Annotated in this window: 14 protein-coding genes; 3 read left to right on the top strand and 11 right to left on the bottom strand. The window is 74.6% G+C overall.

Annotated features, from left to right (window positions below; genetic code table 11):
• Positions 1 to 10: 10 nt before the first annotated feature.
• Both OHB09_RS00940 and OHB09_RS00935 read right to left on the bottom strand, forming a co-directional pair.
• Positions 11 to 625, bottom strand: a complete 615-nt coding sequence (locus OHB09_RS00940) for a DUF4232 domain-containing protein (protein WP_167795278.1) — start codon at positions 623 to 625, stop codon at positions 11 to 13.
• A 185-nt stretch (positions 626 to 810) separates the two neighbouring features.
• Complete coding sequence (locus OHB09_RS00935) at positions 811 to 1,494, bottom strand: TetR/AcrR family transcriptional regulator (protein WP_319350184.1); 684 nt, start codon at positions 1,492 to 1,494, stop codon at positions 811 to 813.
• A gap of 172 nt (positions 1,495 to 1,666) precedes the next feature.
• On the opposite strand from OHB09_RS00935, the gene OHB09_RS00930 reads away from it, so the two are divergent.
• Positions 1,667 to 2,815 (top strand): FAD-dependent oxidoreductase, encoded by a 1,149-nt coding sequence (locus OHB09_RS00930; RefSeq protein WP_328921446.1) that lies wholly within the window; start codon positions 1,667 to 1,669, stop codon positions 2,813 to 2,815.
• 94 nt (positions 2,816 to 2,909) lie between these two features.
• On the opposite strand, the gene OHB09_RS00925 is transcribed toward OHB09_RS00930, so the two are convergent.
• From OHB09_RS00925 to OHB09_RS00900, 6 genes are all read right to left on the bottom strand, one after another.
• Positions 2,910 to 4,607, bottom strand: a complete 1,698-nt coding sequence (locus OHB09_RS00925; protein WP_328730219.1) for a PucR family transcriptional regulator — start codon at positions 4,605 to 4,607, stop codon at positions 2,910 to 2,912.
• A gap of 93 nt (positions 4,608 to 4,700) precedes the next feature.
• Complete coding sequence (menC, locus tag OHB09_RS00920) at positions 4,701 to 5,807, bottom strand: o-succinylbenzoate synthase (protein WP_006137184.1); 1,107 nt, start codon at positions 5,805 to 5,807, stop codon at positions 4,701 to 4,703.
• Positions 5,804 to 6,706 (bottom strand): GNAT family N-acetyltransferase, encoded by a 903-nt coding sequence (locus OHB09_RS00915; RefSeq protein WP_328921445.1) that lies wholly within the window; start codon positions 6,704 to 6,706, stop codon positions 5,804 to 5,806. The genes menC and OHB09_RS00915 overlap by 4 nt, the downstream gene beginning before the upstream one ends.
• Complete coding sequence (locus OHB09_RS00910; RefSeq protein WP_319117624.1) at positions 6,703 to 7,836, bottom strand: M20 family metallopeptidase; 1,134 nt, start codon at positions 7,834 to 7,836, stop codon at positions 6,703 to 6,705. Before OHB09_RS00910 ends, OHB09_RS00915 begins: the two co-directional genes overlap by 4 nt.
• Positions 7,833 to 9,308 (bottom strand): amidohydrolase family protein, encoded by a 1,476-nt coding sequence (locus OHB09_RS00905; RefSeq protein ID WP_371788858.1) that lies wholly within the window; start codon positions 9,306 to 9,308, stop codon positions 7,833 to 7,835. Before OHB09_RS00905 ends, OHB09_RS00910 begins: the two co-directional genes overlap by 4 nt.
• 230 nt (positions 9,309 to 9,538) lie before the next feature.
• Positions 9,539 to 10,456 (bottom strand): LysR family transcriptional regulator, encoded by a 918-nt coding sequence (locus tag OHB09_RS00900; protein ID WP_328921443.1) that lies wholly within the window; start codon positions 10,454 to 10,456, stop codon positions 9,539 to 9,541.
• A 271-nt stretch (positions 10,457 to 10,727) separates the two neighbouring features.
• On the opposite strand from OHB09_RS00900, the gene OHB09_RS00895 reads away from it, so the two are divergent.
• A complete protein-coding gene (locus OHB09_RS00895; protein WP_328921442.1) occupies positions 10,728 to 11,090 on the top strand; it encodes a DoxX family protein in 363 nt (120 codons plus the stop codon).
• A gap of 36 nt (positions 11,091 to 11,126) precedes the next feature.
• Here the strand turns inward: OHB09_RS00895 and OHB09_RS00890 are convergent, their stop codons facing one another.
• Together OHB09_RS00890 and OHB09_RS00885 are read right to left on the bottom strand one after the other, a co-directional pair.
• Complete coding sequence (locus OHB09_RS00890) at positions 11,127 to 12,077, bottom strand: SDR family NAD(P)-dependent oxidoreductase (RefSeq protein WP_328921441.1); 951 nt, start codon at positions 12,075 to 12,077, stop codon at positions 11,127 to 11,129.
• 175 nt (positions 12,078 to 12,252) lie between these two features.
• The gene (locus tag OHB09_RS00885; protein ID WP_328921440.1) at positions 12,253 to 14,670 is read right to left on the bottom strand and encodes a beta-L-arabinofuranosidase domain-containing protein; all 2,418 of its coding nucleotides are present in this window, start codon (positions 14,668 to 14,670) and stop codon (positions 12,253 to 12,255) included.
• Between the two features lie 406 nt (positions 14,671 to 15,076).
• On the opposite strand from OHB09_RS00885, the gene OHB09_RS00880 reads away from it, so the two are divergent.
• A complete protein-coding gene (locus OHB09_RS00880) occupies positions 15,077 to 16,708 on the top strand; it encodes a tannase/feruloyl esterase family alpha/beta hydrolase (protein WP_328921439.1) in 1,632 nt (543 codons plus the stop codon).
• Between the two features lie 93 nt (positions 16,709 to 16,801).
• Here OHB09_RS00880 and OHB09_RS00875 read toward each other — a convergent pair whose 3' ends face one another.
• Positions 16,802 to 17,203: a YunG family protein gene (locus tag OHB09_RS00875; protein WP_328921438.1), complete on the bottom strand. Its 402-nt coding sequence runs from the start codon at positions 17,201 to 17,203 to the stop codon at positions 16,802 to 16,804.
• Between the last annotated feature and the right edge of the window lie 110 nt (positions 17,204 to 17,313).

Below are 17,313 nucleotides of genomic sequence, written 5' to 3'. Positions count from 1 at the left end.
GCGGCGGAGGTCAGCCGGACACGTCGATGTGCCGGGCGAGGGCGGTGACGTGCAGGTCGCCGTTGTCGACCCACTCCGGGAAGGCCAGCGTCCGGTGCGTGGTGGCCGCGGGCGGGGTGATCTCCAGGTACGAGGCGTGCACGGCCTCGGAGGTCCCGGCGTCGACGTGGGTCCAGGCGAGGACCGCCTCCGCCGCCTCGCCGTCCTTCAGGAGGAGGGTCTTGGTCCCGGGGTCGCCGGCGTACCAGGTGTCGCCCCGGTGGGTGTGGGTGGGAAGCGTCCGGTGGGCGGCGTCCTCCAGACCCACCCCGGGGAAGCCGCGCAGCGCGCACGTGGTGCCGCTGAGGTTGCGGAACGTCAGGACGACCCCCGCGTGGTTCATCCCGCCGGTCAGATGCCGGCCGAACGTGGTCTTCAGGGCGGCGGGGGAGCAGGTGGGCGTGGACGCCGTGCCGCTCGTGGCGCCGCCGTCCGCCGCCCGCGCGGCGGCCGCGCCGGCGAGGCCCAGCCCGGCAACGGCTGCCAGGGCGAGCGCCGCGCGGCCGAACCGGCGCCCGGCGAGGCGCGCCCCGGTCGGCCGGACGGCGGGAGTCTGTTCGGTGGTGGTGGTCCGGTACTCGGTCACAGCGATCGCTCTCCACTCGTGCGTGTGCGGGTGCACGTGTGCGGCGGCGGAGGGGTCGGGTCCCCGTCCACGCGACGGCCACGTGCCGTACACGAGATTCGATGGGGGAGCGGGCCGGAAAGTTCGCCGAAACCCGGTACGACTTTTCAGTCGCTCGTCCGGAGGCCCGTCGTGGCGGCCTCCGGTCAGCCGGTGGGCCAGCGGTGCGCGGTGATGCCGGTCAGGATGAGGTCGATGCCGGTGAGGAACTCGGCCCGGTCGTCGTGCTCGCGCAACTGATCGGCGACGGTGCGGGTGAACACGTACCGGTCGGCGTCGAGGGCCGCCCAGTGGTCCGCGACGGAGCCCACGTAGGCGGTCCTGTCCGTGGCGGGCTGCGGTATCCGGGCGTTGGCGGCGTTCTGGCCCGCCACGCCGAGGATGTAGTTCCACAGCGCGGAGACCGCGGAGAACCAGGCGCCCTGCGGCACCCCCAGCGCCCGGACCTGGCGGCCGAGCTGTTCGAAGATTGGCAGCATCGGTGACTGCGAGGGTGTGCCCACGAGCTGCGCGCCCACCCAGGGGTGCTCGTCGATCGCGTCGAAGAGGCCGAGCGCGAGGGCGCGGACCGTCTCGTGCGGCGTGGCGTCGGGCTCGTCGCCGACGGCGGCGGCCGTCAGGACGGCGTCCGTGGCGGCGACGAGGAGCTCGGACCTGCCCGCGATGTGCCAGTAGATCGCCCCGGGTCCCGTCGCGAGGCGCTCGGCCAGCGCGCGGAACGTCAGCCCGCCCTCGCCGACGGTGTCCAGGAGTTCCACGGCGGCGGCGACGATGCGCTCCCGGGAGAGCGGCTCCCGACGGCGTTCCGCGCCACGCGTTCTGCTTGCCATGCCGGTCATTCTAGACACCGCGCGGTCCGCTGGAACCATGTTCCAGCTTGACAGGACCTGGAACGCCGTTCCACTGTGGAGGCGTGCTGGAACGTCGTTCCAGAGATTTCCCGTGTGCCGTCGTCCGGGCCTCCGTCCCGGCGGGCACCGCACGCACCAGTGAGGTGGCACCATGACCACACCCGTCACGATCATCGGCGCCGGGCTCGGCGGGCTGACGCTCGCCCGGGTCCTGCACATCCACGGCATTCCGGTCACCGTCCACGAGGCGGAGGCCTCGTCCAGCGCCCGCGCCCAGGGCGGCATGCTCGACATCCACGACCACAACGGGCAGCTCGCCCTCAAGGACGCCGGTCTCTTCGACGCGTTCCTCGGTCTCGTCCACCAGGGCGGTGAGGCACTGCGCGTGCTCGACAAGCACGGAACCCTCGTGTTCGAGCAGCCCGACGACGGCGACGGCACGCGGCCCGAGGTGCTGCGCGGCGCGCTGCGGCAGCTTCTGCTGGACTCCCTGCCCGCCGGCACCGTGCGCTGGGGCCACAAGGTCACCGCCGCCCGCTCCCTCGGCGACGGCCGCCACGAGGTGACCTTCGCCGACGGCACGACGGTCACCACCGGCCTCCTGGTCGGCGCGGACGGCGCCTGGTCACGCGTCCGTCCCCTGCTGTCCGAAGCGCGGCCCGAGTACGCCGGAGTGGTCTTCGTCGAGACCTACCTGTTCGACAGCGACGAGCGCCACCCCGCGAGCGCCGCGGCCGTCGGCGGCGGCTCGATGTTCGCGCTCGCACCCGGCAAGGGGATCACCGCCCACCGGGAACCCGGCGGGGTGCTGCACACCTACGTCCAGCTCCTCAAGGGACGCGAGTGGATCGACGGCATCGACTTCGCCGACGCCGCCGTGGCCACGGCCCGGATCGCCGAGGAGTTCGAGGGCTGGGCGCCCCGGCTCACCGCACTGCTCACCGACGGGGAGACCGCGCCCGTCCCGCGCGTCGTGCACACGCTGCCGAACGAGCACCGCTGGGAGCGGCGCCCCGGCGTCGCCCTCCTCGGCGACGCCGCCCACCTCATGCCGCCCTCCGGGGAGGGCGCCAACGCCGCCATGTTCGACGGCGCGGAACTCGGCAAGGCGCTCGCCGCCCACCCCGACGACACCGAGGCCGCCCTCGCCGCCTACGAGGCCGCTCTGTTCCCCCGGAGCGCCAAGCACGCCGCCGAGGCCGCCGAACTCCTGCCGCTGCTGCTCGGGGACGAGGCCCCGTACGGCCTGGCCGACATGTTCACCGCCGCCCGGCCGACCGCAGGCCCGTCCCGCGACTGAGCCCGCTCCGTCCCGCAGCCGGACCCAGGCCGGACGTCGGCCCGCCCCGTGCCGAGCCCGGAGGTCGGCCCGCCCCGCGCCCGGCCGCCGTCCCTCACGCCTCCGGCGCGTCCTCGGACGCCGGCAGCAGCCGCAGCTGCAGCATCGCGGCGAAGCGCTGGTCGGGGTCCTTCAGATCGAGTTCGCCGACCTCGGCGAGGCGGCCCAGGCGGTAGCGGAAGGTGTTGGGATGGACATGGGCCCTGGTCGACGCGGCCGGCACGTCGCCGAACGCGTCCAGCCAGCACCGCAGGGTGTGGACGAGACGGGAGCCGTGCCGGGCGTCGTGGTCGAGGAGACGGGCGATCGCCGCCGTCGGGCGGTCCCCGCGGGCGGCCGCGAGGTCGGCCAGATCCAGCAGGAGGGCGTCGATGTGCACGTCCTCCAGGGTGGCGACCCGGCGCCCCCGGCCCGCCGCGAGCAGAACCCGCAGGGCACGGTCGGCGCCCTCGCGCGCACGCCGTACCCCGGTACCGTCCCGCGCGGGCGGGCCGATGCCGATCGCCGCCTCCTCCGTGTCGCGCCCGGTGCGCTCCAGGAACGCCGTGGCGAGGCGCAGCGCCCGCGCCACGTCCTCCGGTTGCTCGCCCGGCAGCGGGAGCAGCCCGTAGGCGACGTTCCCGAGCAGCGCGACCGCCGCACGGGGCTGCACCGTCGTCAGGTGGGTGGCCAGCGCGTCGGTGAGTCGTTGCCGCTCGGCCGTCCGGCTGACGTCCTCCTCCGGGGTACTCGTCCCGGGCGGGTCGGCCAGGCCCATCGCCAGCACGACCAGCGGCCGGCCGAGCAGGCCGAGGCGGGCGAGCGCCTCGGGGGCCGCCGTGCCGCCCTCCAGCACGGTGCTCACCAGGTCCGCCCGCAGCCGCCGTTCGACGTCGGCGCCCGCCCGCAGCCGCAGCATGTGCAGGGCCACCACCTTGGCGGCGTCCACGAGCGCCTGCGCGCGTTCCTCGCCGACGGGGCCGGGGACCGCCGCCCAGACCGAACCGAGGATCTCGTCGCCCGCGCGGACCGCGACGGCCAGCCGCGGCATGCCCATCTCGAAGTCCTGCGACCGCGGATCGACGTAGACGGGGCCCTGCTCGCGGTACAGCCGCTCGAACACGCCGTTGGCCTCGAGGTGGCGGGTGAAGTGCGGGGGCACCTGCCGGCCCAGGATGGTCCGCGCCCGGGGCTGGTCGGCCTCGTCCTGCCGTCCGGAGAAGGCGAGCACGCGCGAGGCCCGGTCCTCGATGGTCACCGGCGCGTCCAGCAGCGCGGCCACCGCGTTGGCCACGGCGAACAGGTCCCCGGCCGGTCTCCCGTCGAGGGTCTGCGGCGAGGCGTCACCGAGGTCCTCCTCGGCGAGCACGGTGCGGAGCATCGCGGCGAGCTGCGCCCAGGAGGCCCCCGCCGCCAGCCCGAGCAGGGCGACGCCCGCCTCCTCGGCGGCGCGCACGACCTCGGGCCCGGTCTCCACGGGCTGCCGGACGACGAGCGCGGTCGCCTCCCGGCGGCCGTACTCCCGCAGCAGCCGGACGATCTCCTCCGGCGCGCGCACGCCCACGCACAGCACCACGGCATGCGCGGCACCGCCGCTCGCCGGAGCGTGCGAAGGCGTGCCCGGAGGTGTCCCGGGCGTGCTGTCCAGGGGATCGTGGATGACGACGTGGTCGAGCCGTGCGCCCCGGCGCCGCAGCCCCGCGAGCGGCTCCAGCAGAACGCCCCCGAGGTCGTCGAGCACCCGGCTCAGCCGGGTACGCGGTCTTCCGGGCATCGGCGACACCACCACCTCGACCTCGCACGCGCGCCCGGCTCCGTTCGTCCCGGGGGACGGAATCTAACACCCGTTCCGTCGCCCGCCACGAACTCAGGCGCCGATCCAGGCCGTCTGCGTCGTCACCTCCGCCAGCGCCTCCGGCACCGGGACGACGCCGAGGCCGGGACCGGACGGCACCGGGAGGTGCCCGGCGTCCAGGACGAACGGCTCCGTGATGTCGGTGCGGTAGTAGCGGTCGGAGGCCGAGGTGTCGCCGGGCAGCGTGAACCCGGGCAGCGCGGCCAGCGCGACGTTCGCCGCCCTGCCGAGCCCCGTCTCCAGCATGCCGCCGCACCACACCGGCACCCCGTGCGCCGCGCACACGTCGTGCACGCGCCGGGCCTCCAGATAGCCGCCGACCCGCCCGGGCTTGATGTTCACGATGCGGCAGGCGCCCAGCGCGATCGCGTCGGCGGCCGAGCGGGCCGACACGATCGACTCGTCGAGGCAGACCGGCGTGCTCAGGTGCCGGGCCAGCTCGGCGTGGCCGCGCACGTCCTCCTCGTCCAGCGGCTGCTCGATCAGCAGCAGGTCGAAGGGGTCGAGCCGGCGCAGACGCGGGATGTCGGCGAGGGTGTACGCGGTGTTCGCGTCGACCTGGAGGAGCACCTCCTCGCCGAAGCGCTCGCGCACGGCACGGACCGGTTCCACGTCCCAGCCGGGCTCGATCTTCAGCTTGATCCGCGCGTACCCCTGCGCGAGGTAGTCGCCGACGGCGTCCAGGAGCTGGGGGACGGAGTCCATGATGCCGACCGAGACCCCGCACGGCACCGTGTCCCTCGTCGCGCCGAGCGCGGCGCCGAACGAGACGCCCTGGGCGCGCAGTTCGGCGTCGAGGACGGCCATCTCCACCGCGGCCTTCGCCATCCGGTGCCCCTTGAAGGGGGCGAGCAGCGGTGCCACCCGGTGCGCGCTCACCCCGTCCGCCTCCAGCAGCGCGGGCACGAGGTACGTGCGCAGCGCGTGCGCGGCGCCCTCGACGTACTCCGAGGAGTAGAGCGGATCGGCCATCGCCACGCACTCGCCCCAGCCCTCCCCGTCCGGCGTCTCCACCCGCACCAGCAGCGCCTCGCGCACGGTCTGCGTGCCGAACGAGGTCCGGAACGGCGTCCGCAACGGCATCCGTACCCGCAGGAGTTCCACACCGTCGAGCTTCACGAGTCCCGCTTCCTCTCCACGACGTACCACCCGGTCCGGTCGAACCCGGTGACTTCCGCACCCTCGGCCATCAGACCGCCCAGCACCTCCCGCACCGCCGGCCGCCACGCCCGGCCGAGTGCCGGGTCGCTGCGCCGCAGCCCCTCTATGTCGGGCGGCACCGCGACCAGGAGCACGGACCCCCTGCCGGCCCCGGTCACCGGCCGGCCGTCCGCGCCGGCCGACAGCACCGGGACGGCGCCCCGCGCCCGCAGCGCCGCCGCATCGACGGGCGCCCCGCCGCCCGGCCCCGCCCCGCCGGTGAGGTCCCAGGCGACCAGCAGCCGGTCGGTCGCCTCCGCGCCGTTGATCCCGTCGTGCAGCGGGCCGTAGAAATCGGGCACGTAGCGGACCGGACGGGCGCCCAGCTTGGCCAGGTTGAAGTGGGCGTTGCGGCGCACCAGGGGATCGAAGGTCCACGAGACGGTGTCCACCCCCCGGCGCAGGGCCCAGGCGCGCTGGTGCAGCTTGAGCGCCAGGCCCAGCCCGCGCCCCAGCCCGGCGGGCAGCACGCCGGTGATGTGGCTGTGCAGGGAGCCGTGCCCGGGGGCACCGAAGAACCCGAAGCAGGCGCCGAGGAGTTCCTCACCGTCGAAGGCGCCGGACACGTAGTTCCCCGCCACGGTCATCGCCCGCAGCAGTTCCGCGGGGACGGGCCCGTCGCCCCGCTCGGAGCGCCACACCGACCGCAGGAGTGCCGAGACGGCGGCCAGGTCGCCCACCTCCGTCAGCTCCCGGACGGTCGCCTTCGCCTCCCGGGCGGCCTCGGCGGCGGCCCGTTCCGCGCGCGCCACCACCGGGGGCGGCGGACCGTCGGTCCCGGCCGGGGCGGACGGTATGTGCGGCACCCGCTCGTTCATCGTGACACCCCTTCGGACCGCCCCGGGCGGCCGCTCAGCACGGCCTCCACGAGCGCCGTCAACAAGGCCGTGCGACGCGGCAGTTCGGCGACGAGGACATGCTCGTCGTCGGCGTGGGCCCCGCCGCCCACCGCGCCGAGGCCGTCGAGCGTGGGAACGCCCAGGCCGGCGGTGAAGTTGCCGTCGGAGGCGCCGCCGACCGCCGCGGCGGCGAGCGGGCCCAGGCCCAGGTCCCGCGCGAGGGAGTCGGCGAGGCCGAACAGGGCGCCGGAGGCGGCCGCCTCCAGCGGCGGCCGGTTCACACCGCCCGTGACCCGCACCCGGGCTCCGGGCAGCACCGGGCACAGGGCGCGCAGGCCCGCGTCGACGCGCTGCTGCTCGGCCAGGTCCCACGCCCGCACGTCGAGCGCCACGACGGCGGCCGCCGGGACCGTGTTGACCGTCGTACCGGCCGACAGCACCGTGGGCACCACGCTCGTCCCGCGCGCGGGATCGGTCAGTTCCGTCACGGCGAGGATCTGGTGCGCCAGCTCCACCCCCGCGTTCACGCCCTTCTCCGGTTCGAGCCCCGAGTGCGCGGCCCGGCCCCCGACCTCGACCCGGTACTGCGAGACGCCCTTGCGGCGGCACTTCAGCGCGCCCCCGTCGGCCGAGGCCTCCAGCACGAACACCGCCTCGCAGCCGCGGGCCTCCTCCTCGATCAGCACCCGTGACCGGGGCGAGCCGATCTCCTCGTCCCCGGTGACCAGGACCGTCACCCCGGCCCGCTCGGGGAGGGCCGCGAGGGCGTGCAGCGCCATCACCAGGCCCGCCTTCATGTCGAAGCAGCCGGGACCGCGCAGCACCCCCTCGTGCACCCCGTACGGGTGGGTGAGCAGCGAACCGGCGGGCCACACCGTGTCGTGGTGCGCGAGCAGCAGCACGCGGGCCGGACCCGGGCCGAACCGCCAGCGCAGATGGGGGCAGCCCTCGGTGAGGAGGTACTCCGGCTCGGTCCCCAGCAGACGCCGGCCGATCGCGGCGACCTCGGCCGCGCTGCGGGCGAGAGCCTCGTGGTCCTTCGACGGCGACTCGCACGTCACCAGCGTCTCGATGTCGGCGAGCAGCGCGCCGAGGTCCGGCGTGTTCACCGTGCCTCCCCGCGCAGCGGCCGTCCGGGGAACGCGTCGGTGCGCAGGGCGCCGTCCGCGACCACCGGGACCCCGGCCACGAAGAGGTGGCGCACGCCCACGGAGGGCCGGGTGGGCTCGGCGTACGTCGCCGCGTCGGAGACCGTCTCCGGGTCCAGCACCACCAGGTCGGCATCGGCCCCCACCGCGAGCCGGCCCTTCGCGCGGGCGGCCGGGGCCACGTCGTCCAGGACCCGCGCCGGCAGGTAGGAGCAGCGCCGGAACGCCTCCGGCCAGCTCCACGTCCCGGTCTCGCGCACCATCAGTCGCAGCGTCTTGGCGAAGGTCCCGGCGGTGCGCGGATGCGTGGTCCCGCCCGGCGGCAGCGGCCACGCGGCGCTGTCGTGCGCGCCGTCCGGCCAGTGCACCGGCATCGCGTCGCTGGCGACGACCGCGTCCGGGAAGGCCAGTGCCCGCCGCAGCAGCGCCCGGTCGCCGGGGGCGCCCTCGTCGAGGAACTCCAGCAGACAGGGGGCGCCGGGGTCCCGCGCGCGCAGCAGGCGCAGGCGCGCCTCGTCGGCGATGCGCTCACCCGTCTCGACCATGACGACGCTCCTCGGTCCGAGTCCCTTCGCGCGCAGCCGCTCCGGAGCGATGAACGCCGCACCGACCGCCGTGCTGCCCGCGCCGTACGGATACGCCTCCACCGTCACCCGTGATCCCGCCCGCCGCGACTCCTCCAGCGTGCCGAGGACCCGGTCGACGTGCCGGCCGGAGGTGCTGTTCACATGGCAGTGGTGCATCGCGGCCCCGGTCTCGGCCGCCGCCCGCGCCACCTCGGCGGAACCGTCGACGGGGGTGGCCGGGTCCACCTCGGTCAGCTCGCGGACGTGCGTGAACGTGGGCACGCCGGCCTTCGCCGCGAGCCGGGCGACCGCGAGGTACTCCGCGGGGTCGCTCGCCGGGGCGTACCCCATGAGCACGCCGATGCCGAGGGCGCCGCCGGCCAGCTCGTCCTCGATCAGCGCCAGCCAGGCGGCCAGCTCGCGCGGGGTGGAGGTGCGCTGCCAGCGAGGGTCGCCGAGCACGGCCAGGGACGAGGCGAACCGGGCGTCCGGTGTCCGTCCGGTCAGCACCGCCGCCCGCGCGCCGCCCCAGGAGGCGGAGAACCCGTAGTGCAGCGGGCGCCCCTCGGCGGCCGCCTCCGCGTAGGCGCGGGCCACCGGCATCAGCCCGGCCTCCAGATCGAGCGCCGTGGTCACCCCGTCCATCGCCTGCAGCCGCTGCCCGGCCACCGAGTGCACATGGCTGTGCAGATCGACGAAGCCGGGTCCCACGACCAGCCCGGCGGCCTCGACGACCGCCGCACCCGGCGGTGCCGCGACACCGGGGCCCACGGCGGCGATCCTGTCACCGTCCACGAGCACGTCGGCCGGCCCGTCGAACCCCGTGCCCGGGTCGATGACCCGGCCGCCCCTCACCAGCGTCTGCATGGCCGCCTCCTCGTGAACGCCCGCCGTGGCTTTTGACCCTAGGAGCGCAGGCACCGCCTTGGGTTCGTCCGTGGATACGAACGCGCGTACATATGTCCGTCCTCCCGTACGAAGCGGGTGGGGCGGGAGGCGGTGCATGGGGCACAGGTGGGACGGCGGGGTGGCCGGGGGTCACCGCGGTGCTTGGTCCGAGGGGGTGCGCGTGCCCCCGTGGGGCGCGGCCGCGGCGGTCATGAGGTGGCGGGCGCGGCCGCAGCGGTCATGAGGTGGCGGGTGCGGGCGCGCAGGAACTGGTGGGTGCGGTCGTGGTGGTTGCGCGGATGCCATGCCATGCCGATCGTCAGGGACGGCAGCTCCAGCGGGACGGGGAACGCGCGCAGGCCCAGCGCGTCGAGCATCCGCCGCCCGAGGCCGGCCGGGGCCACGCAGACGACATCGGTCTCGCGGGCCATGAACAGCGCGCTCGCGAACGTGGGCACCACCGCGACCACGCGGCGGCTCAGCCCGAGACTCGCGAGGCGGTCGTCGATCGGCCCGTGGGTCCTTCCGCGCCGGGACACCGCGATGTGGTCGGCGGCGGCGAACCTCCGCGCGGTCACCGTCTTCGCCCCGGCCAGCGGATGTTCCGGCCGCACCGCGCCGATCAGCGTCTCGGTGAGCAGTGTCACGGAGCGGATCTCGGGATCGCCGGTGCGGATGATCCCGATCTCCAGATCCACCAGGCCCTCCCGCAGCGCGGGGGTGTCCTCGGTGTTCTCCGGCCGCAGCCGCAGCGAGATCCCCGGCGCCCGCACCCGCAGATCGTCGATGAGGGAGGGCAGGAACGTCGTGGACAGCATGTCGGTGACCTGGAGGTCGAACATCCGGACGGCGGTGCGGGGGTCCGCGACGGCCGAGGGCGCGAACAACGCCCGCGCCCTCGCGGCGACCGCGTGCACCTCGCCACGCAGTTCCAACGCCCGTGGCGTGGGAACGAGTTCACGCCCGGCACGCACCAGGAGCGGATCGCCGAAGGCGCGCCGCAGCCGGGCCAGCGCGCGGCTCACGGCCGGCGGCGAGGTGTGCAGACGCTCCGCGGCCCTCGTCACGCTGTTCTCCGCCAGCAGTGCGTCCAGCACCTCGATGAGATTCAGATCGACATGATCCATACGCCGATTGTCGTGGGCCGGTTGCGCCTGACGCAATGACCCCCTCCGGGGGTTGCGGCCACGGCAATCGGCCGCGGGGGGGGGCATCCGTCGACCCGCCTGGCTGCGCCGATACCCGCCCGGTATCGCCGCTGCGCAACGGGACTTGGACAGCGGCACCGCCCGGGAGGTGGGATCGGGGCACGGCCGGGAACGACGCCCCGGCGCGCTCCACCGCAAGCGCTCCTGTCGCTTCCGGCGGAGCGCCCTCCTCCACCCCTTGGACGCGACCGTGGAAACCGCTCACTGGATCATCGCCGGGCTGCTCGCCCTGTTCTACCTCTACGGCGGAGGGGTGAAGGTGCTCCGCAGCCGGGAACGGCTCCTGCCGATGATGGAATGGGTCGACACCACCCCGATGCCCGCGGTACGGGCCATCGGCACCCTCGAGGTGCTGGGCGCGATCGGTCTGATCCTCCCGCCGCTGACCGGCGTCGCCCCCTGGCTCGCGGTGGCCGCCGCCGCCGGATTCGTGCTCCTCCAGATCGGGGCCACCCGGGTCCACCTGCGGCGGGGCGACCGGCAGATCGCCCTCAACCTGACGCTCCTGCTCACCGCCGCCGTCACCGTGTGGACCGCGACGGCGTGGGCGTGACGGCTGCCGGGCGCGCCCGACGCCGGGCGTGCAGCCCTACCGCAGCCCCGCCTCCGGGTCCAGGCCGGTCAGTTCGGCACTGAGGGACCACAGACGGTCGGCCACGCCGGGGTCGGTCATGTGCGAGGGGGCGGGCTCACTCCGGGGCGCCCCGCGCATGCCGAACACCCTCGGCCCCCACAACTGCCCTTCCACCACCTCCGGATCGAGGACCGCCCGGACGATCGGCCACGCTCCGGCGTCCTTGCCCTGCACGAGGAGCCCGGCGGGCAGGCCCCGCAGGCGTTCACCGGCCGTGGTCACCCGCACCCCGGGGCGGGAGGGGGTCAGCGAGTCGAGCGCCCCACCGGGGTGGGCCACCACGCTGCGCACCGTGCTGCCGGCCGCGCGCAGCCGGCGGTCGAGCGCGAAACCGAAGGACATCTGCGCCAGCTTCGACCGGCCGTAGGTGCGCTTGGGCCGGTAGTCCCGCGAGGACTGGAGGTCGTCCAGGTCCAGCCGTTCGGAGCGGGCCGCGAAGCTGCCCACCGTCACGACCCGGCCCGCCGGCGCCGCGCTGAGCAGAGGGGCCAGCCACCGGGTGAGCGCGAAGTGACCGAGGTGGTTGGTGCCGAACATCAACTCGTGGCCGTCCGCGGTCTCCCGGCGCGGCGGCTCGTCGAGCGCCACCCCCGCGTTGTGCACCACGGCGTCGAGGCGCTCGACGTCCAGCCCGGCCACGGCGCCGCGCAGGGACGACAGGTCGGCGAGGTCGAGCGGAAGGTGCCGCAGTCGCGCGCCGGGGACCCGCCCGCCGATCGACGCCATGGCGGCCTCGGCCTTCGAGGCGTCGCGGCACCCCAGCACGACGACGGCACCGGTGGCGGCGAGCTGCTCCGCGACGAAGTAGCCGATCCCGGCGTTGCCCCCGGTGACCAGGAACGTCGCACCGTGGGCGGAGGGCGGCCGGTGGACGTTCCAGGCCTGGGCCTGACGTGCGGACAACACGATGACGGACTCCTCGGTGGGTGTGGTGTGCCAACCCGGCCAGGGTGACCGGGCCCACCGACAACCCACCGACAACCCACCGACAACCCACCGACGAACCGCCCGCCGCCCTACGGAGGGAGCGCCGACGCGCACCGCGGGCGGTCACCGTCGCGCGCGGTGTCTCAGCGGCGCCTCACAGGAGCCGCCAGAGGTGGTCGGCGGTGCCGTTGTCCTCGTACTGGACCACCTGCGCGCTGTTGGCGGTCGACATGCCGTCCACGCCGAGGACCTTCCCGCTGTTGCGGTTGCGCAGCCGGAACCAGCCCTCGCCGTCGTCGACCCGCGTCCACAGGTGGTCCGCCGTCCCGTTGTCCTCGTACTGGACGACGATCGCGCTGTCGGCGGTCGACATGCCGTCGACCCCCAGCACCTTGCCGCTGTGACCGTTGCGGACCAGGAACCAGCCGTCACCGCGGTCCACGAGCTGCCAGGCGTGGTCGCCGGTGCCGGTGTTGTCGTACTGGACGACCCGCGCGCTGTTCTCCGTGGACATGCCGTCCACGGCGAGGACCTTGCCGCTGTTCTTGTTGGCGATCCGGCGGAACGGCGGCTCCGGCGTCCATGCCCGCCCGTCGGGCGCGGCCGTCGGGAAGGACGTCACGCGCAGCCGGGCCGCGCCCATCGGCACGAGGGTGACGGTCTCCTCCGGCGCCGTACTGCGCGCGGTGCCGTCCTGCAGCGGGGCGAGGACGTGCTCGTCGTCGGCGATCCACTCCTCGATCCGCCGGGCCCGCGCGGTGAGTCGCAGCGGGACCGTGTCGTGGGTGAAGGGCTGCGCGGGCACGGCGCCGCCGGTTCGGGCCAGGGTGAGCGGCGTGTCCGGGACGAGGCCGTAGTTCCAAGGGGTGGTGGCGTGCACCTCGTAGGAGGGGAACGTGTCGCTCCCGCCGTTGCGCTCGTAGCGCTCGCCGATCTCCAGCGAGTACGTCAGCGGGCCGCGCTCCACGCTGACCGCCCCGTGCTGTCCGGGCCACTGCCGCAGCCGGGCCCGCTGCGGCAGCCGCAGCCGGACCACGTCGCCCGCGTGCCAGGTACGGGTGATCTCCGCCCAGTCCGGACCGTCCGGGGCCTTCACCGGCTTGCCGTTGACGCTCAGTTCGGGGTTCCGGCACCAGCCGGGCACCCGCAGCCGCAGCGGGAAGCGCACCGGCCGGGAGGTGGCGAGGGTGAGGGTGACGGTGTCCGTGAAGGGGTAGCCGGTCTCCTCGGTGACCGTCACCGTCGTGCCGCCCGCCACCTGGGCGCGGACCGTGCTCGGCGCGTACATCGCCGCCGCGAGCCCCTGGTCGGGGGTGCCGAGCCACAGCTCCTCGGCGAAGTACGGCCAGCCCATGCCGTAGTTGTGCGGGCAGCACCGGTACTGGTCGACCCCGGCCTGGAAGGCCTGCATGGCGAACCCGTTGTCGAACTGCCCCTGTGTCTTGGGCCGGTCGTCGAGGTCGACGCCGTTGGCGGCGGTCACGTAGTGGACGCCCCTGCCGCTCGGGTCGAGGGAGGCAGGGAGCATGTTGAAGGCGAGGTCCTCGCAGCGGTCCGCCCAGACCGGGTCGCCGGTGAGCCGGGTGAGCAGCTCGTGGCTGGCCATGAACTCCACGATCCCGCAGGTCTCGAAGCCCTGCCGGGGGTCGCCGAAGCCCGGCCGGTAGTTCTCGTCGCCCGCCAGGCCGCCGCCGGGGAACTGCCCGTACGCGGTCATGACGCTGTCGTAGGCGCGGTAGGTCGCCCGGGTCAGTTCCTCGGAGCCGGTGAGCCGGCCGTACTGGGCGGGCTCGCGGAAGCCCTGGGCGATGTTGACGTTGTGCCGGCTCGGTGTGGCGCCCGTCCAGTCGGCGCCCCGGGTGTGCATCTTCGCCGCCAGGTCGAGCAGGAAGGATTCCCCGGTCCGGTCGTACAGCCACACGGCGACGTCGAGGCCGTCGCCCCAGCGGTAGGAGACCCAGCTGTGGTCGAAGGCGCCGGGTCCCTGGGCGTTCATGAACCGCAGGAACCGGGTGAGGAAGGGGACGACACGCGTGTCCCCGCTGTACTCCTCGTGGGTGCGCAGGGCCTGCAGCAGCGGGAGGAAGGGCCAGAAGTCGGGTCCGCCGTCGAGCGAGGTGCGCAGGGCGCGGGGCCCGAAGAAGCCGTCGCTCTGCTGGGTGGCCAGGACGGCGTCGATCCACGCGCGGGAACGGGACAGCGCGTGCGTGTCGCCGGTGGCGATCGCCAGCGGGAGGTAGCCGCGCAGCCAGTACGGCAGTTCCTCCCATGCCCCGCGCTCGGGATGCACCCAGCCGCTGGTGGCGAAGTCGAGGAAGTGGGAGCCCTCCTCGAACCGGCCGCACAGACCGTCCAGTTGGAGCCGGAGCTGTCCGGCGAGCCACCCCTGGGCGGTCACGCTGCCGGGCGGAAGGCGCCGAAAGGCGTCCGGGGTCCGCCCCTCCGCCCGCCGGTTCACCGAGGTCGGGGCGAGGGGCGAGGCGGCCGCAGGGACGGAGAGCGGACCGCCGAGTGCCGCCGCGCCGAGCGTCGCGGCGCCGGCACCCAGGAGCGTGCGTCTGCTGACGGGCATGGGGGACCTGCCTTCTCACGGGGACGGGGATGACAACGTTGTCGCGTGCGGTGGGGGGTGGGTGGAGCGACGGTTGTACAACGTGGGAACGGCCGCAGGTATGACAGCACGGCGGACAGGACCTGTCCAGCGTGTGCGCAGGAAACGAGCGGGGGACCGGAGGGCGGTCGGGGGACGGCCCCGAAGCGTCCCCGCGCCGGTCGGGCCTCGGCGGGCGCACGGCACCTGGTGGAACAACACCCCACCGTGCGACCGCGAGGAGTGTGCGGTACACACCTGAACCCCCGGGAGACGGCGCCCTACTGTCGCGGCATCACTTCGCCCGTGATCCGTGCCCGTGCGAGGCAGAGAAGAGGTCGGCGTGAGCAGTACATCGGCAAGAGGCGCGAGGACCCGTCGGGTCGCCGTGCTGACGAGCATGGTCCTGCTGGCGGGTGCCACGCAGGTGCTCGGGGCCCGGGCCGCGACACCCGGGACCGCGAGCGGCCCCTCGGCGACGGCGGGGTGCGCCGCCCTGGACGGGACGAGGATCCCGGCCTCGGCCATGACTCTCCCGACGACCGGTGGCCGGGTCACCTCGGCCTCGGTCGTGACGGGCGCCGTCAGCGGCACGACGGTCGAGTACTGCCGGGTGGAGGCCGACCTCCACCCCGTGGACCCCTCCGCGCCCGACATCAGGATGCGCCTCGCCCTGCCCCGCGACTGGAACCGCAAGGCGCTGATGTTCGGGGGCGGCGGTTACAACGGCACCGTCCCCGACGTGACGGGGAACGTGCCGTTCGGCCCCACGGACCGGCCCGCGCCGCTGGCCCGCGGCTACGCGACCTTCGCCAGTGACTCCGGGCACCGGCAGAACCCCGCCGCCCCGCCCTCCCTGGACGGCTCCTTCGGCGTCAACGACGAGGCGCTGCGCAACTTCTCCGCCGGCGACGCCCTCAAGAAGACACGCGACGCGAGCCTGTTCCTCCTCCACCGGGCCTACCGGGCCGAGCCCGCCGAGGTCTACTTCGCCGGAGGCTCGACCGGCGGCCGCGAGGCGCTGGTCGTCACCCAGCGCTGGCCGAAGGCCTTCGACGGCGTCATCTCCGGCTACCCCGCCTGGAACAACCTCGCGGAGGCCCTGGACCTGGGACATCTGACCCGCGTCCTGTCCCGCCCCGGCGCCTTCCCGGGGGTCGAGAAGCAGACCCTCCTCTACGAGAGCGTCGTCCACGCCTGCGACGGACGCGACGGCGCCGAGGACGGCGTCGTCTCCGACCCCGACGGCTGCCGCTTCGACCCCGTCACGCTGCGCTGCCCGCGCGGCGCCGACACCGGCCCCACCTGTCTCTCGGACCCCCAGATCAAGGCCGTCATGGCCATGTCCTCCCCCTTCCGGTGGGGGTACCGCGTCGCCAGCGGCGAGAGTCAGTACCCCGGCTTCCCCTTCCTCTCGGGCGCGGACATGAGGACGCCCTTCCTCGGCTTCGGCACCACCGCCCCGGCCGACCCCATGCCGGTGACCAGCGGCTACGGCATGCAGTACTGGGACCAGTGGGTCAAGTACTTCCTCACCCGCGACCCGGGGCACAACTCCCTCGACATCGACCCCCGGCACCCGGGGAAGTGGCGGGCGCGCATCAGTGAACTGTCCACCGTCCAGGACCGCAACAACGCCGATCTGCGCCCCTTCGCCCGCGCCGGCGGCAAACTGCTCCTGCTCCACGGCGGCGCCGACGAACTGGTCTCGCCCCGCTCCACGAACGACTACTACGAGCGGGTGCGCGCCAGGGTGGGCGCCCGGACGGCCCACGATTTCCTGCGGTACTACGTCGTCCCCGGCGCCAACCACGCGAACTTCGGCTCGCCCGCCTTCGCCGCGAGCTGGGACTCGCTCACCGCGCTCGAACAGTGGGTCGAGAAGGGGAGAGCGCCGGCGAACCCGGTCGTGACCGACGCGGCCCACGCCCGCACCCGCCCGCTGTGCGAGTACCCGGAGTGGCCCCGTTACCGCACGGGCGACCCGGACAGCGCCACCAGCTTCGTCTGCACACGCTGACCCGTGCCGCCGCGGTACCCCGGTCCGAGTGGAGTGGACCGGGGTGCCGGGGGAGCGCCCGGAGGGCCGTTCCGGGAACGGGCCGCGCCCGCCTCACACCGAGGCCCGCCGCCGGTCGAGTCGCTCCAGGACACGGTCACGCAGCAGCTCGTACTCCTCGCGGAGCCTGCGCAGTTCGGTCACGGGCGGGCGGGGTATCACGGTCCCCTCGGTGACCTTCTCCCTCGGGCCGAACTGCTCACGGGTGAGATCGATCTCGACGCCCATGCCCAGCCGGTTCCACCAGTGGTAGTCCACGCGTTCCCCGTCCACGAGGACCTCGCCGCGCAGCAGCTCGCCGCCCAGCAGGTCGTTCAGCACCAGGGCGGTCACGCCGCACTGGTCACGGGCCGGATCGGCGTCGGTCCACTGCGCCCGGGACTCGGGCGGGCAGGTCTCGGCGCTCCAACTGTCGCGGACGGCGGCCTCGATGTCGGCGAGAAGCAGAGGTGTCATGCCGCCGATACTGCCGCACGGCACTGACAACGGGCCCGATACGCCGCTGGGGCCTCTCGTCTGGATCGTCCCGGCGTCGCGGGGCCCGGCACACACTTCCCACTGCCGTG

The sequence above is a fragment of the Streptomyces griseoaurantiacus genome (assembly GCF_036189845.1).
Classification (GTDB): domain Bacteria; phylum Actinomycetota; class Actinomycetes; order Streptomycetales; family Streptomycetaceae; genus Streptomyces; species Streptomyces griseoaurantiacus.
The sequence above is the reverse complement of the archived record's forward strand: the minus strand, read 5'-3'. Positions and strand labels throughout refer to the sequence as shown.

Excerpts from the sequence above, each read along its gene's own strand:
- OHB09_RS00885 (WP_328921440.1), bottom strand. The coding sequence starts at position 14,670 with ATGCCCGTCAGCAGACGCACGCTCCTGGGTGCCGGCGCCGCGACGCTC.
- OHB09_RS00930 (WP_328921446.1), top strand. The coding sequence starts at position 1,667 with ATGACCACACCCGTCACGATCATCGGCGCCGGGCTCGGCGGGCTGACG.
- OHB09_RS00935 (WP_319350184.1), bottom strand. The coding sequence starts at position 1,494 with ATGGCAAGCAGAACGCGTGGCGCGGAACGCCGTCGGGAGCCGCTCTCC.
- OHB09_RS00925 (WP_328730219.1), bottom strand. The coding sequence starts at position 4,607 with ATGCCCGGAAGACCGCGTACCCGGCTGAGCCGGGTGCTCGACGACCTC.
- OHB09_RS00875 (WP_328921438.1), bottom strand. The coding sequence starts at position 17,203 with ATGACACCTCTGCTTCTCGCCGACATCGAGGCCGCCGTCCGCGACAGT.
- OHB09_RS00900 (WP_328921443.1), bottom strand. The coding sequence starts at position 10,456 with ATGGATCATGTCGATCTGAATCTCATCGAGGTGCTGGACGCACTGCTG.
- OHB09_RS00915 (WP_328921445.1), bottom strand. The coding sequence starts at position 6,706 with ATGAACGAGCGGGTGCCGCACATACCGTCCGCCCCGGCCGGGACCGAC.
- OHB09_RS00905 (WP_371788858.1), bottom strand. The coding sequence starts at position 9,308 with ATGCAGACGCTGGTGAGGGGCGGCCGGGTCATCGACCCGGGCACGGGG.